This is a genomic window from Robertmurraya sp. DFI.2.37 (assembly GCF_029211245.1).
In the GTDB taxonomy this organism is placed as follows: domain Bacteria; phylum Bacillota; class Bacilli; order Bacillales; family Cytobacillaceae; genus Robertmurraya; species Robertmurraya methanolica_A.
On record NZ_JARGEJ010000014.1, the window covers coordinates 88,193 to 103,151 of the forward strand.

Below are 14,959 nucleotides of genomic sequence, written 5' to 3' on the forward strand. Positions count from 1 at the left end.
AATCAAAGCTTCACACTCTTTTTAAGTAACACTTTAATAATTTAAAGAGGACATGAACCAAAAATTCGACAGTATAAAAAGCCATTACATAAAAAAAACTGAACGTCATGACACTCCTCAAACATGAGTGAGCCAATGACCTTCAGGTGCTATCATAGAAGGAAATGGAATAAACACCTTTCATTAGGTGTTATCCCCATTGCTCACCCATAGTCAGTATATTTACGGTACACTGGTAGAAACTTGCAGGCCATATCCCCGCGATTATATGAGTGAATGCACTTATTCATTTGTATGAAAGTATTATAGGAGCAAATCTTAATTTTGTAAATGGGAGAAGTTGAAATATTAATAATGAATGCAGATTGTTTAACTAGTAAAAACGTGCTAATAATAAGTTATAGATAAAGGTTTGGAGGTTTATAAAATCGGAATTGCGGCAATTAAAATATTTTCTTACAATAGCAAAATGTAAAAATTTTACGATTGCTGTTCAAGTATTGCATAGTTCACAGCCTGCATTAAGTAAAATGATGAAAGAATTAGAAGAAGAACTTGATATGACCTTGCTTTTGCGTTCCAATTAACCGATGTGGGCTTAATTGTTATGGAATATGCACAAAAAATATTTTCTGAAATAGACAATATGACGACAACACTGAATGATTTAACCAATTTAAAAAGGGGGAAATTCAAATCGGTTTATCTCCGTTCATCGGTAGTCTTTTTTTTCAAGTATCATGGCCAATTTTCACAAGGAATATCCTAATATTAAAATGAACGTAACTGATATGGAGCGGCGAAGGTTGTTAAATCTGTAGAAGATGGGCAACTTGACCTTTGACTTGCAATGAAACAGGTTTATACTATTTGTTGGCACGATATTATGAACCAAAAGAAGGAGTTTTCTTAGCTGTTGATCTAAGCCAGGTGAAGCAAAAAGATCCTATTAGCCAGCATCCATATGCGTATGCTCAAAATAATCCAGTTATGCTAGATGATCCGGATGGTGAGCATTCACTGGTGGCGGTATGTTGCAAAAAAAGAGATGAAGTATGCTGCCAAAAAATATAAAAAAAATGCCAATACCATTTACACAAACAAACTGTTGCAAAACTTGCAGCAAAGAAAATTGGCGGAAAATCCTCCAAATTAAAAAATGGTTATAAAGTTGAAATACCTAATGGAAAGAAACCGATTACTGTTCAAATAATGAATACTGATTCAGGTGGTAGGGCTAAACCATATTTGAGAGTAAGTTTTGATGGAAAAGGGGTCTTATACAATTAAAGGTCAACTTTCTTGGGACAAAGGATAAACTCATATTGATTTAGGTGATAAATTCTTAAGTCAAATAACCAAGATGGTAAATGCAACTAAAAGGAAATGATGTAAATGGAGAATTTAAATGAAAAGTTAGGTAGTTTGTGGGCAAGTGTAATTGAAGAAATTGACTTTAACTTAATGGAAAACTCAATTCGTATGAATTTGAAGTTAACGGAAAATGGAAATGTTGAATATTTTGAAATAGCTTTTAAAAATGTCTCCTCTTATTCTTTTTTAAAGAACAAAGGAGAAAATAGATTTTCTTTTGATGAATTAGAAGATGGGGATTATTTAGAACTCACATCTATTGACTATTTTGAAAATGGTATAGGAGAGATTTCTATGAATTCATCTTACGAATGGACAAAAGAATATTATTCTAGCGCTAATTTTGTGGTAGAAATATGGAGTTCTCTTTTATTAATTGAGGCGGATATCTTTGAACTCAATAAAAAAACTTACACTCATTTAATGAAATTTTAACGAATATTAAAAAACCGTTTGTAAAAGTAAAATTTTTACAATTTTGTTAATTAGGTTTAATGATAGACAGGGTTCATACTGTAGACCGCAAAGTAATCTGTAATAAAAGTAAATGGACAAAAAATTGATGATCCTTATTTTTTATTTCTTCAAGCTTTCTTCGATTGACTGCCCGGGGACAAAGGGACAGATTCAATGTCCTTTAAGAAGGGCTCTTTGGAAAGAAATCTCTACAGTGTTTTTTCTTTTCTAGCAATTTACGTTGCCCTCTAATTGATCTATTATTACTATATTCTCTCTAAATGGTTAGTTCCAACAAGTTAAACTGTATATATCTTTGCTTTGAGTGTTTAATTCATATCCCTATAACAAGAAAAGAATATGGATATTATGAAGTAGGAAATTTATTTTTAATCAACATCAAATCAAAAAGCCGATTAATTAGCATAGGAAATCGGCTTTCTTCGTGTCGAAATCTTAGCATATGTTTTTCGCTTTTTATTGGTAGGACCTCTATAGGCTTTGGTATAATTCGAGTTGAATTTTGACTCATTTCATTGTGAAACATTGGTTTCACACGAAATGAGTCAAAATTCACTTTATCAACAAAATAGTTTAGCATGGGCTTTTCATAAATAGGATCAGTGATTAATAATCGGTGACAATCAAATCTCGGTCTAAAAATTTTTCAATTTCTTCGCTGACCTGATACGATATTTGCGGTGAATCATAATTTTCAAATACATATTCACATTCGTTTTTGTAAGCCATAATTTCATCGTAATGGGTGAGATGACGCTCAATATCTTTCTCGTTGTCACCTCGTTCTTTTTGTCTATTTATGACTGTATCACGATTGGCATAAATAAAAAATCTCATGACCCGTTCATCATACATCCTCTTCAGCTTTTCCGTTCCTTCAGGATTTAAAGTTAAGTAGACAAGATTATGATTTTCAAAAGCTTTAATTATATCTTTTTCTCGAATACCATAGTGATTTCCATCAATCTCAACAGCTTCTAAAAATTCTCCAGCTAAGTTCATTTTTTTAAATGTCTCTTCATCGACAAAGTGATAATCCTCTCCGTTTGTTTCGTAGTGGCGGGGCGGACGTGTCGTGTAAGAGAGTACTGTCTGCATATCAAAAGCAGTCGCCACCATTTTTGCTACTGTTTTTCGACCAGAACCATCAGGGCCAGTATAAATAAATAGCATTTCCTTTTCTTTAATCTTGTACATGGACAAACCTCCTCAATTAAATAATTGGTGTCATGTGCAATAGAAATAGCTGCCGAGTTTATTCTTATTTATATTGTATCAGAATTTTTTTAAAATTAGAATATTTTGTCAAGGGTTCTACTTTTTTTAAACTTTTTCAAGCAAATAAAAGAAAGCGAATGAAACTTCATCCGCTTTTACAAATTGGTTATTTATATGAATACCAGTTAGAATGATTCTTATTGAGCGCGTTTTGCTAAAATATCGGCTGACATCCGTTCCATAAGTGCGGCCATTTCAGCTCTTGTAGAACTTTTTTTCGGTCCAAATTTCCCATCACCAATCCCTTGAATATGTCCTTGTTGATATATTGCAAATACCGCAGGATAGGACCAGTCAGTTGTTGTCATATCAAGAAAGACTGATTCTGAAGGTTGGTCACTCACATTATACTTAAAAATGTTATTTAATATTGTCGCTAATTGTTCTCGATTTAATAGCGAATTAGGAGCAAAACGAGTCGGGGTAACCCCGTGTAAGTAACCCAATTCTCTCGCCACTTCAATTTCTTTTTGCGCCCAATGACCTTTAACATCAGTAAAAGCATAAGACTTTGGCGTCAGGTTATCCTTTCCTAAAGCTCTCACTAATATAACAGCACCTTGAGCTCTAGTTAAATTCGTTGTAGGAGAAAAAGTGGTACTTGTCGTCCCTAGCATCCATCCTTGTTGAGAAACATACTGAATATTGTTCTCTGCCCAGTAGCCAGGTTTAACATCTGAAAAATATTTACCGTTTAACCAAGCAGTGTAATAGTTCCATGTATCCGGTGTTTCATGATAAAGTGCCCAGGACCCAGTTCCTTTAATGCCATATTTCGCTGGAAGCCGCAGTTTTGCTTTTAAAGAGCGCTCATTTTCAAACCAGACGACATATTTACCTTCCGTTAGTTTCGTGCTTCCAATATAGTAAGATTGGCCATGTGGGATGGTGAAATTAGCATAGGATGATTGTGTTTTATCATCAAATAAAATACTTCCTCTAAACTGCTTGACTACAGGCTCAACGCGAGTGCTTGACACACCAAGACCAGTAATGGCTTTATTCTCCAATGTTGGACCATCTAACTTCCATAGACGACCGTAAAAGGGAAGACCATAAACAATCTTATCCTTCGGCACTCCTTGGTTGATGGCATACTGGATAGATCTTTCTGAAAAAGATATGCTAGCAACAGGTCCAATTGGACTATCGGGAGATTCCCAGCTTTCGTCGTAAGCCATTATCATAAGATAGTCCGCATAATCAGATATTTTCTTATAATCATAAAATCCGTGCCATCCAGCGGTCCACCCATTTGGATTTGCAGCAACTGCAACTGATACTTCTTTATGGCTGGGGATCGCTTGTCTTAGTATTTTAATGAAATCGGTATGGGCATCTTTATAAGCTGCCCCAACTCCTTCAATATCAACGTTAACACCATCTAAATTATATTTTTCAATAGCGGCTGCAATGTCAGCGGCCAATTGCTTTCTTTTATTTAAACCGTTTATTCCTGCTGTAGAATCCCAGTGATTCGATAAAAACGGAACAACTTTTTTCCCTCTTTTATGCATTTCATCAATAAAGGATGTTTGCAATGTCCAAGTAATGCTCAGGGTACCATCCTTAGTAATATCAAAGTAATTGGGGGAAACGACATGTAAACTATTTTTTGTTGCGTTGACTTGATTAATATAAGTGTTGGGACTTCCAAAAAAAATATAGGACATATTAAATAGTTCCGTTCGAGCCTTTACTAAAGAGTACGAAGTGACTCCAAGAATTACAATAAAAAAAATTATTTTGGCTTTCATTCGACTATTCCTTTCTATTTAGGAATTGGTATATGCAGCTTCGAAAAAATAGCCTGTCCCTAATGGTTTTACGGTATACCGAAGATTTCCACGAACAATCGTTTTCTCCTGCACTCCACTTAAATCAGCGTTAGGACCAATGTTAAATTCAGAAAAAACTTGATCAATTTGATGGGGATCCGCATTTTGTTCAAGCATATAAATAACTTGGCTCCATGCAGCAAGCATATTTAATAGCTGTTCCCGCTCTATATCGCTTGTCACAACTTCAATTGTTTCAATGCGATCACTTGGAGCTCTAAGATAAAGATTAATTTTGTTTTTAAGAGTAGCTTTAAAGTTCCCTTGTTCAACTTTTTCCAAAGCCGGTATTTTAAGATCCATTCCTTGCTCGTTTGAAATGGCATTCCAACGCTCCCGAAAATCTGCAAGCGGCAGTTGAAAATCATTGCTTTCTCCTGTGTCAATGGTTTCTTGCTGACTCGGTTTTGCTTGTGGAATTCCGTATCCAGGTGATGGGGGAACGTCATCTATTCCTTCCTTTACCATGTCACTCTCAGCATTATCTGACATATTATTTTCTTCTGGGTTCACAGGCTCCGGATCCTTTAACTGATTATTACGATCCTCTTCAGTGAAAATTTCTTCTGTCGGATCAGCATGGTCGTTTGTTGTTGAAAGAGGGAGAAGGGGGTTCTCGCTAATCGGTTGACCTTCAAGGGGCTGTTTTTGATCACCGTTACAAGCAGACAAAAATAGAAAACAAACAAGGAGCAGCGTTCGATAATAATGTGCCATGCTCAATTCCTCCTTCATTAATAGTGGTAAAATGGAAGTCAAATTCACCTTAGCTTATTTCGATGTTTTTAGGCGATACTATAAGCTTTTGACTGGAACGCAAAAACTATTCAAATCATTACGACAAAAATAAACAAAAGGAAAACATACTAACTTAAGCATGTTTTCCTTTTGTTTACCAAAGCAACTCAAACATTTGTCCATTCACAAGATTCGTATCAATCGGGCAGACATCAGATTCTCTTCCATACTGCCAACCCCACACATTGCCTTTACATGGGGGCTTTCGCGGTTTGAAATTTGGTGCTCTTCGCAATATTGTTACACCATGCTGTGGTTCAGCACTCCATAATATCAATTGATTGCCTACCTTTTTATCATGGGACAACGCTTCGCAATACGCAGTACTAAACGAACCATTAATAGGGTCGTGATACAGCCCCGCCTTATATCCACTTGTAAATATTCCATCGACAAAGCCTCTTATCCATGCTTCATCTATATCAAAATGCTTTTCAAGATTGGCAAATACTACTTTACCTGTAGGGACGCCGATTCTTCGAGCCCGATAGATCGTATTTTGAGCAATAACCGCACCTTCTCTATAACCAATCGCGCGCTCGAAGTTACTGAAAATTGGAAGAATTTTAGTTCCACTTCGATGGAGCAAATTCACTTCCTCTTTTTTTAACATATCCACTCTCCCCGGGACAGATGCTAAATATCTTCCCCAATAAGATGGCTTCCCAAAGTTCTTTAAGACACAATCATATAAATCATTCGTTACCGTTGTGGCAGAATCTACTCCCCAATAATAAGGCAATCTATTCTCTCCTTTCTCAAGAGCATCATTAATTATAAATATTATTCTAGCTATGCTTGTCATAGACCAGTAACTCTCACCACAAATCAACCAATATTCATTCTTACACCATGTCTTTATGAATTCGCAGGAATTTTAACTAAAAGAGTTGATTAAATCAATAAATAGAAGGAGGAGATAGCATCAAAAAAGAACCATTTAGACGGATTAGAAAATGGAGTGATGGTCCGTTGATTCAGCATTGTTGTTACTTATATAAGATTGTAAAACCATTAGAAGAGAGAAGAGGGGGAGTATTAAAAGGTTATATGAAGTTGATTTTTGGCTCATTTTCTCTCCTTTCCGTATAATTAAAAGGCATTTACACGAAATGAGCCAAAAATCATTTTTACAACTCTTTGGTTAACAAAGCTACCATGAAAACATATGTTTGTTTTTAATAACGGGACAATAACTCTGATTCGAGATTCGAGCAAACGAAAAGGATAAAGTCAACAACTCTCTCTTAACATTTTAGCGAGTCAGAGCAGGCCTTGTAACACAACACTCATTTGGTTAAATAAACCCAAACTTAAGCGCCGTTCACATTGCAAAATCATCCCGGTAAAAAGGCAATATTATTGATAAGGAAACTGTGTAGAGTAATTACTAAATTGTTGGTGTGCTTGATCAACCTTTTGTTGTTCAGCGGCCTCCAACTTATACCAACCTTTTTTAAACATTAAATTAAATAGGTCTCTTGAACTTTGATGTGTCTCTTCTAATATTTGCAAAAATTCTTGATATAACTGGTCATGACTTGCTTCACGAACGGCAACATTTAAACTATCTGTTAAATATTTACAAGTAGAAAGACCATCGTTCATAAAATCTCTTTCATTCATTTCTGGTGTTTTTACTTTAGGTAGCTGTCCTGTTGAAGGATTCGCAATCTGCTTATTTTGTTGTTGATTTTGCAAAATACATCACCTGCTTTCTTAATGCTGTTGACCTTGATTAGGATTCGGTACATTCGCCATAATGGTATCGTTATTGACTTGTAAATGAGAAAGTAAACGTTGGTAATGGTTTTGATGCATTTTTCCAGCCTGTTCAAATGCTTGTTTAATTTCCGGATCATTTACTTGCTGTGCATAGAAGTGAAATTTCTTAAATGCAAGTAATTCCCACGACATTGCATCCTTTAAATAGGACAAGTCCTTTGTCGTAATAGCGGGTGGTGGTGATGGCATTGGTGTTTGTTGTGAAAATTGCATAGTCTTCTCCTTTACAAAAAAATTTATGTTAATAAAGGGCCATGTTGTAACTTAAGACTCATTTCCCTCTTTTCCATCATTCCCTTTATCAACTCCTGTTGCACGATTAAAACTTTGAAAAACGAGGTTGAATCCTTGATCCATCGCATTCATAGAATCCCTTTTTTGGCCTCGTTTTTTCTGTTTCTTCAATTATGTACACCTCCTCATCACTAGGTTTCCAATTATTAAATCGGATATTCATCGTTCAAGGCATCTTCTAAAAATCGACAAATTCACATACATTTATGATAATAACAGCAGTGTGAGGAGGGACAATAATTGAAATTTGAACAAGAGCGTGCAACTCTATTTGGAGAAAATTTAATTCATTTTGCGCAATATGTGCTTAATAGTGAAGATGTAAATTACCTATCTGATCGCCATAAACTATTTCGACTCAAAAACATCGTAGAAGAATATCGTATACAATTATTAGGGGAAGAAATTGTCCGACTTAATCGATTTAGTTGGCAAAAGGAACAGTCCGAAGCATTAATCGCCAGAGCTTGCAAAGCAATTGAAAATATTGCTGAATATATAGAAAATAATTTAGATGATCTCTTTATTTACTCTGCAAGAATCCATATTTTGAAGCATTTTTATTAAACCTTCCATTTTACCAACTGAAGCAAGATCGCTATAATAGAAAAAGATAAATGCTGAAAAAAGGGGAAACAAGATTTTGAAATCAAAAAGAGTTACTTTTATCATTCCAATTATGATGGTTGTTGGCATAGCATCGATTTGGATGCTACAAACAGGCTATTCCGAAATTGATCTTACCATTCGGTTGTTCATTACATTCGGTGCCGTTGTTTTTTCAGGAATTATTTCCTATTTTCTCTTTCCTGAAAATGAAGAAAATAAACGGAGATGAAATCAGTAGGTTTCATCTTTTATTATTTGGATGTGTTCAATAATATTGTTCTAAAACTTATACGCAAATCCTTTATGAAACTAAGAATTTACAAGTATTTCAGTTCAATAAAACGGTAGCAAAAATCAAAACCAACCAATAACAAAACAAATTTAAAAGAATTTCAAACTAGTCTAAACCGTTTGTTTTTTAACTTCAATTTTAGCGTAACTTTTATGTTAGTCTCTGACAAATCTATGCTGAGAGAAGGGGCGACTGACTTTATCTAGCATTACGTCAAACAGAAATCATGTTTATTAACAACCAATCTAAAAAGCCAACTGCAACAAGTAACGGTGCGATTGTGTAAGAAAAGAAAGGATGTCATTATGTTTAAATTAGAAAAATTCATTACTAATTTCGATTGGGAAAGTCTGCTGATAAAAGGAGGAGTTATTTTACTTCAAATTATCGGGGTACTCCTCGCTTACTGGATTATTAGACGGATTGGCCGCAAAATTCTTGATCGGACATTTAATAATGTATTGCATCGCCAAGATATAACCGAAGGAAGAGCCTTAACATTACATCGTTTGGCGGAGAATATTTTCTCATATGCTTTAGTTTTTATCCTTGCTGCCACTCTTTTTAGTGTTCTCGGAATCCCAGTTGCCAGTTTAATCGCTGGAGCAGGGATTGTCGGACTAGCAGTCGGTTTCGGCGCACAAGGATTGGTAAGTGATGTTGTAACTGGATTTTTTCTTTTACTTGAAAAACAGATTGATGTGAATGATTATGTCACGGTCGGAAACTTTGACGGGGTTGTCGAAGCAGTAGGACTTAGAACAACGCAAATTCGCGGTTTCGATGGGACTCTGCACTATATTCCGAATCGAGAAATAACAAGTTTAAGCAATCATTCAAGAGGAAACATGCGCGCGTTAGTCGATATTGGCATTTCCTATGAGGACGATATCGATAAGGCCATTGATGTCATGCAGCATGCGTGTGAGCAAGTTGCTCAAGAAACCTCAACAATCATCGAAGGGCCAAATGTTCTTGGTGTCCAAGCATTCGGAACCTCAGAAATAGTCATTCGTGTGATCGCAAAAACAGTAAACGGTGAACAATGGGCAATCGAGAGACAATTAAGAAAAGCGATTAAAGAAGCTTTTGATACCCATGGAATCGAAATTCCATTCCCACATCAAGTGTTAATCCAAAAACAGACAGAAACTCAGCAAAAATCATTAAGCTAAGAAACAAAAGCGTGCGGTGCCTTCACAACAATGATAATTCGAATTATCCCGATTCTGGCGTAAGGAAAACTACGGGGCAGTAAAAAATGAATGAAGCTGAAGAAGATATCGATGCACTCTTTTAAAAAGTGACGAACATTTTAAGAAATCTAAAAAAGCCGATCAACATCAGTTGACGGCTTTTAAACAATTATAGAAATTTCTTCATATCTAAAATAGCTTGATAATGTATTCCTTCGTGGAAAATTGTGCGGATGAGAACCTGTTCAATCGTATACATTCCCATATCTGTAGGTTCAAATTCCTCTTCTAATCTTTCGCCATAGAGTTTTTTAATTTCGCTTGGTTGGTTTTTTAAAAGTATTTTTAAGTCTTGTGTACTAGGAGTTTCCCATGTGAAATCGCTAGGCGATGTACAAAAACCGAACGAATTCTGGAAAACTGCCGGTAGATTTGCATTTTCCTTTGTTACGTCCTGAATCCAAAGATATTGATCTAAATAGATATGGCCTAAATTCCAACGAATATTGTTGTTAAATCCGTTCGGAATAAGCTCTGCTTGCTCTTCGCTAATGTCTTCAACCGTTTTTAATGTTAAAGTACGATATGCTTCTAACTGATTAAATAATACTTCGTGCCTTTTTTTCACCTTTCATTCCCCCTAAATTCACTTTCAACGAATATATTACGTGATCGGGCTACTGATTTCCTTCAAAAATAGAAGGAATTTTCGTAATCGTAAACGAATTAAATGTTAATTAATTATAAAGAGGTGTATGCTAAATGAAATCATCCCGCTATACGGTCAAGAAGTTACCTGCGTATCGGGCTATTGGCTTGAAATGGGAAGGTGCTTACAGTGAAGTGGCACAATTAAAAGAAGTGATCAATGAAATGAGTCAACGAATAGACGAGTTAAAAAATCCGCTTGATCGAAACACGCAGCTTGGTTTATCTTATCATTTAAGACCTGACGGTTTTGTCCATTACTCTCTTTTTGAAGTAAACGAGTTTGAGGATATCCCACCTGGAATGATAGAATTTTATGTTCCTGAACTAACATACGTCATCACCCATCATCAAAAAGGAGAGAATATAGGGAAAAGCTATACAGATATCGGGATATGGATTAATGAGATGAACTATATCCCGTATGTTGATCCAAGCAAAGCGTATTACGATCCATTACCAATTAAGCATGAAAGATATCCACGCGATAGAGACTTGTCAGATCCACATTTTGATATTCTCATCCCAATTGAGACCGTAACTTCAGAATAAAAATAAAGTGCATATTTGGAGGGAATTAGATGGCCAATGTTAATGAAATTATGTCATGGACTTTTCACGAGGAAACAAGTGTGCCACCAGAAGTAGAGGAAATTTTAGTAGCAGGTGAAAGAGCAGAGGTTGCTTATAAAACGATACGAGATATTGCTGTCATTACAAATAAAAGGTTGATCATCTCAGATCGTCAAGGGTTGACAGGAAAGAAAGTAGAGGTATATACGATTCCTTTTAAATCGATTATCATGTACTCCTCCGAAAACGGGGGCAGACTTGATTTTAACTCAGAACTTGAATTATGGACAAAAGCAGGAAAGTTCAAATTAAATTTAAATAAAAAAGTGGATGTTCGTAAGCTAGACAGAATCATTGGAAGCTATATTCTTTAAAAAAGAATTATCATTATTGTCTTAATTCTTGGACAACACTCGGTTAATTTGCAATAATAAAAAAACGTCTGTTACTTTCTACTAAACGGAAATACTTTTATCCGAATGGGCCAGGATCAGTTAAATACGAAGGAGTGCAACCATGACAATAACTTATAAATCGCGCGATGAAGTTCCTTTAAGTGAAAAATGGAATTTAGAAGACCTTTACGTAAATCTTCAAAAGTGGGAAGATGATTTACAACTGATAGAAGTGCTAGCAAACGAATTAAAAACTTTTGATGGAGCTATCAATAATGGAAATCAATTATTGCAATTTTTAACAACGCAAGAGAAATTGTCCTATAAATTTAATCACCTCTATGCCTATGCGATGCTAAAAGTTGATGAAAATACTCGTGATACAACTTCTCAATCCTTATTGGAACGTGCAAGAGCGTTAAGTGTGAAGGTTAGTTCTGCTACTTCTTTCTTTCTCCCATTTTTACTAAGCTTAGAAGAACATACCTTAAAAAAATATATAGCTGAGGAGCAATGATTAACTTATTTTGAGAAAGATCTTTTTGAATCATTTCGATACAAAAAGCATGTATTAAGCAAGGAACAAGAAGCGCTCATGTCTCAGTTTGGGGAAGCCTTATCTGCACCAGCCAATACTTATGGGATGATCAATAATGCCGATATTAAGTTTGGAGAAGTGACAAATGAAAGAGGTGAAAAGGTTGAACTTACAAGAGGAATGTACTCGAAGTTAATCGAGGATGAAGATCGGGAGAAGAGAAAGGAAGCATACAAAGCTTATTACCAACCATATCTCCAGATGAAAAATTCAATCGCTTCGACCTTAGCAGCGGCAATTAAAAATAATGTAACCACTTCAAAAATTCGCAACTATCCATCTGCACTCGAAAAAGGCTTATTTGCAGATAATGTTCCGAAAGAGGTGTACGAGAACTTAATCAAGGCCACAAAGGAGCATATTGCACCGTTACATCAATACTCAGAACTTCGCAAAGAAAAGCTTAGGCTCGATGAATTAAGACAGTATGATATGAATGTTCCTCTTGTCAGTGGTGTAAAGCAAGATATCCCTTATGATGAAGCATATGAGATTATGATAAAAGCATTGGCTCCACTAGGTGAGGATTATATAAATACATTAAAGCACTTCAAGAAGTCACGTTATTTTGATGTCAGAGAAACTCCAGGGAAGCGTTCAGGTGCCTATAATCTTGGTGTCTATGGCGTACATCCATTTATTCTTTTAAATCATCAAGATGATCTCGATAGTCTATTTACGTTAGTCCATGAATGCGGTCATGGCGTACATAGTCAACTAAGTTCTCAATACCAACCACAAATTACAGCTCGTTACAGTATTTTCGTAGCAGAAGTGGCTTCAACGGTAAATGAAGTGTTACTTATTAATTATTTGTTAGATAAAGAAAAAGATGAAAAAGTGAAACGACATTTGCTTAATCATTTCATTGATAAATTTAGAGGGACATTCTTCACACAGGTCATGTTTGCTGAGTTTGAAAAATTAACACATGAAAGAGCCGAACAAGGTGAGCCATTAAATGTCGAAGTCTTTAATACCATTTATGAAACTTTATTAAGAGAATATTATGGTGATACTATCGTCGCAGATGAAGAAATGAAGTACGGATGGGCAAGAATCCCTCATTTTTATCGACCATTCTATGTATATAAGTACGCAACAGGATTTGCATCTGCAATTCAAATTGCGACGAATCTTCTTAAGGGGAATAAAGAAACTTTACACGCTTATTTAGAGTTCTTAAAGAGTGGCAGCTCTGATTATCCGCTTGAGCTGTTAAAGAAAACGGGAGTCGATTTAACTTCACCAGCGCCGATCAAAAATTCTTTGGCCAAGTTTAAGCAACTAGTTGAAGAATTTTCATCTCTATAACATAATGGCTTGGTTATATATCACTGTTGATTTTTGACTCATGTTCTCCTGTCTTTTCATGAGTTCAGATCAGCGTGGCTGAAAGACGTGCGAAACCTCGGTTTCAAACAAATGAACCAACGATTATTTTATCAACAATATTGCTTTACAAAGCCAAAATAATAAACAGCCAAAGTCGAAGCGTTTGGCTGTTTTCCTTTAATGGAGGAACAACAGGTTCGTTGGCACGGATTGGACAATCGACTAAACCACAGCAATAAAAAATTTCAGATGAAAAATCAATTAACACCGTATTTCTTTATTGAAAAAAGGAGTAGTTGAATCGGATTGTTTTTTGTTAAGTGAACAAAGGGGAGCGTGTCATTGAAATTGAACTGCTGGATAGCATGACCATTCTTTTTACTCATTCATGTTATACTTACCTTCAGAAAGTATGAGGGGTTTATCGATGAACAAAGAGAAGAAATATGAAAAAGATTTATTTCCACCGGTAAAAAAGTATTTTTCTAAACTGAACTATGAAGTATATGGAGAGGTGAACGACTGTGATGTTGTTGCCGTTAAAGCGGATGAATTGATTATTATCGAATTAAAATTACACTTCAACAGTGATTTGCTAATTCAAGCAACAAATCGACAACGTCTTACGGATCAAGTGTACGTTGCCATTCCAAAACCACGTTTCAAACGAAATTCAAAAAAATGGCATGATATGTGCCATTTACTAAAGAGATTAGAGCTTGGCTTAATTATGGTTACATTTTTAAAATCTACTACTAAACTAGAAGTAATTTTAGAACCTGGACCATATGATCGAAAATATAGTGTTCAAAGTTATAAAAGAAAACGTCAAAAATTATTTGATGAAATTAAAGGTCGAAATATAAACAATAATATTGGCGGTAGCAATCAAACAAAAATTATGACTGTGTATAAGGAAAATTGTATTCAGATTGCTATTTGTTTCCTTCACTACGGACCATTATCACCAAAAAAGCTTCGACAATTGGGAACTGGAGACAAGACGTTATCGATTTTATCTCAAAACCATTACGGCTGGTTTAGAAGAATTGCAAGAGGGGTCTATGATCTTAGTGAACTAGGAAAAAAAGAGTTAACAAAATTCCCTGAAGCTGTCCATTACTACACAAGCTTGATTAAACAACAAACCTAGTCTAAAGCTACAGTTTAGACTAGGTTTGATTTAGGAACGCATTAATAATTCCAGCGATAATGTCCAGCAATAGGCGTCTTAAATGAAGTTAATTTAACTTCCGCAGCAAAAGGCGGGTTATTATGAATAACTCAACTTTCGCAGACCAAATCAGGCAGGTAAGCCCTAATATAACCGGGTAAACCTGTAACCCATTGTGATAGTTGATTTTTAAGTAATTGCTGTGTTTGTTTATTCGTTTTCTTCAAGACATCTT

The 14,959-nt window shown here is 35.4% G+C and carries 18 protein-coding genes, 1 pseudogene and 1 riboswitch; of the genes and pseudogenes, 11 read left to right on the forward strand and 8 right to left on the reverse strand.

What is annotated here, in order from left to right:
• Positions 1 to 190: 190 nt before the first annotated feature.
• Positions 191 to 292, reverse strand: a riboswitch (purine riboswitch).
• 142 nt (positions 293 to 434) lie between these two features.
• From PZE06_RS10125 to PZE06_RS10135, 3 genes are all read left to right on the forward strand, one after another.
• Positions 435 to 587, forward strand: coding sequence for a helix-turn-helix domain-containing protein (locus tag PZE06_RS10125; protein WP_225310669.1), 153 nt, complete (start codon positions 435 to 437; stop codon positions 585 to 587).
• A 253-nt stretch (positions 588 to 840) separates the two neighbouring features.
• Positions 841 to 1,074 carry an RHS repeat-associated core domain-containing protein gene (locus PZE06_RS10130; protein ID WP_150915568.1) on the forward strand — a complete coding sequence of 78 codons (234 nt, stop codon included), beginning with the start codon at positions 841 to 843 and terminating at the stop codon, positions 1,072 to 1,074.
• A 321-nt stretch (positions 1,075 to 1,395) separates the two neighbouring features.
• Positions 1,396 to 1,809: a YxiG family protein gene (locus PZE06_RS10135; RefSeq protein WP_150915569.1), complete on the forward strand. Its 414-nt coding sequence runs from the start codon at positions 1,396 to 1,398 to the stop codon at positions 1,807 to 1,809.
• A gap of 648 nt (positions 1,810 to 2,457) precedes the next feature.
• On the opposite strand, the gene PZE06_RS10140 is transcribed toward PZE06_RS10135, so the two are convergent.
• From PZE06_RS10140 to PZE06_RS10170, 7 genes are all read right to left on the reverse strand, one after another.
• The gene (locus PZE06_RS10140; protein ID WP_150915570.1) at positions 2,458 to 3,048 is read right to left on the reverse strand and encodes a guanylate kinase; all 591 of its coding nucleotides are present in this window, start codon (positions 3,046 to 3,048) and stop codon (positions 2,458 to 2,460) included.
• A 218-nt stretch (positions 3,049 to 3,266) separates the two neighbouring features.
• On the reverse strand, positions 3,267 to 4,886 hold the full coding sequence (locus tag PZE06_RS10145) for a glycosyl hydrolase family 18 protein (RefSeq protein ID WP_150915571.1): 1,620 nt from the start codon (positions 4,884 to 4,886) through the stop codon (positions 3,267 to 3,269).
• Positions 4,887 to 4,904: 18 nt separating this feature from the next.
• On the reverse strand, positions 4,905 to 5,684 hold the full coding sequence (locus tag PZE06_RS10150) for a hypothetical protein (RefSeq protein WP_150915572.1): 780 nt from the start codon (positions 5,682 to 5,684) through the stop codon (positions 4,905 to 4,907).
• Positions 5,685 to 5,859: 175 nt separating this feature from the next.
• A complete protein-coding gene (locus PZE06_RS10155) occupies positions 5,860 to 6,507 on the reverse strand; it encodes a glycoside hydrolase domain-containing protein (RefSeq protein ID WP_150915573.1) in 648 nt (215 codons plus the stop codon).
• Between the two features lie 617 nt (positions 6,508 to 7,124).
• Positions 7,125 to 7,466, reverse strand: a complete 342-nt coding sequence (locus tag PZE06_RS10160) for a spore coat protein (protein ID WP_150915574.1) — start codon at positions 7,464 to 7,466, stop codon at positions 7,125 to 7,127.
• Positions 7,467 to 7,484: 18 nt separating this feature from the next.
• Positions 7,485 to 7,763 carry a ferritin-like domain-containing protein gene (locus PZE06_RS10165; RefSeq protein WP_150915575.1) on the reverse strand — a complete coding sequence of 93 codons (279 nt, stop codon included), beginning with the start codon at positions 7,761 to 7,763 and terminating at the stop codon, positions 7,485 to 7,487.
• A 51-nt stretch (positions 7,764 to 7,814) separates the two neighbouring features.
• Positions 7,815 to 7,955: a hypothetical protein gene (locus PZE06_RS10170; RefSeq protein ID WP_191963213.1), complete on the reverse strand. Its 141-nt coding sequence runs from the start codon at positions 7,953 to 7,955 to the stop codon at positions 7,815 to 7,817.
• Positions 7,956 to 8,084: 129 nt separating this feature from the next.
• Between PZE06_RS10170 and PZE06_RS10175 the strand changes: the two genes are divergently transcribed.
• From PZE06_RS10175 to PZE06_RS10185, 3 genes are all read left to right on the forward strand, one after another.
• Entirely contained in the window at positions 8,085 to 8,411 is a 327-nt protein-coding gene (locus tag PZE06_RS10175) for a hypothetical protein (protein WP_150915576.1), read from the forward strand.
• A 76-nt stretch (positions 8,412 to 8,487) separates the two neighbouring features.
• The gene (locus PZE06_RS10180; protein ID WP_150915577.1) at positions 8,488 to 8,682 is read left to right on the forward strand and encodes a histidine kinase; all 195 of its coding nucleotides are present in this window, start codon (positions 8,488 to 8,490) and stop codon (positions 8,680 to 8,682) included.
• Positions 8,683 to 9,050: 368 nt separating this feature from the next.
• The gene (locus PZE06_RS10185) at positions 9,051 to 9,920 is read left to right on the forward strand and encodes a mechanosensitive ion channel family protein (protein WP_150915578.1); all 870 of its coding nucleotides are present in this window, start codon (positions 9,051 to 9,053) and stop codon (positions 9,918 to 9,920) included.
• Between the two features lie 190 nt (positions 9,921 to 10,110).
• Here PZE06_RS10185 and PZE06_RS10190 read toward each other — a convergent pair whose 3' ends face one another.
• On the reverse strand, positions 10,111 to 10,569 hold the full coding sequence (locus PZE06_RS10190; RefSeq protein WP_150915579.1) for a DinB family protein: 459 nt from the start codon (positions 10,567 to 10,569) through the stop codon (positions 10,111 to 10,113).
• A 134-nt stretch (positions 10,570 to 10,703) separates the two neighbouring features.
• Here PZE06_RS10190 and PZE06_RS10195 point away from each other — a divergent pair, with 134 nt between their 5' ends.
• The 5 genes and pseudogenes from PZE06_RS10195 (at position 10,704) to PZE06_RS10215 (ending at position 14,703) form a co-directional block, all read left to right on the forward strand.
• Complete coding sequence (locus PZE06_RS10195) at positions 10,704 to 11,201, forward strand: GyrI-like domain-containing protein (protein WP_150915580.1); 498 nt, start codon at positions 10,704 to 10,706, stop codon at positions 11,199 to 11,201.
• 29 nt (positions 11,202 to 11,230) lie between these two features.
• A complete protein-coding gene (locus PZE06_RS10200) occupies positions 11,231 to 11,596 on the forward strand; it encodes a PH domain-containing protein (RefSeq protein WP_150915581.1) in 366 nt (121 codons plus the stop codon).
• Between the two features lie 142 nt (positions 11,597 to 11,738).
• Positions 11,739 to 13,529, forward strand: a pseudogene (pepF, locus tag PZE06_RS10205) (oligoendopeptidase F).
• A 74-nt stretch (positions 13,530 to 13,603) separates the two neighbouring features.
• Complete coding sequence (locus tag PZE06_RS10210; protein WP_150915582.1) at positions 13,604 to 13,789, forward strand: hypothetical protein; 186 nt, start codon at positions 13,604 to 13,606, stop codon at positions 13,787 to 13,789.
• Positions 13,790 to 13,977: 188 nt separating this feature from the next.
• Positions 13,978 to 14,703 carry a DUF2161 family putative PD-(D/E)XK-type phosphodiesterase gene (locus PZE06_RS10215; RefSeq protein ID WP_150915583.1) on the forward strand — a complete coding sequence of 242 codons (726 nt, stop codon included), beginning with the start codon at positions 13,978 to 13,980 and terminating at the stop codon, positions 14,701 to 14,703.
• Positions 14,704 to 14,959 lie beyond the last annotated feature (256 nt).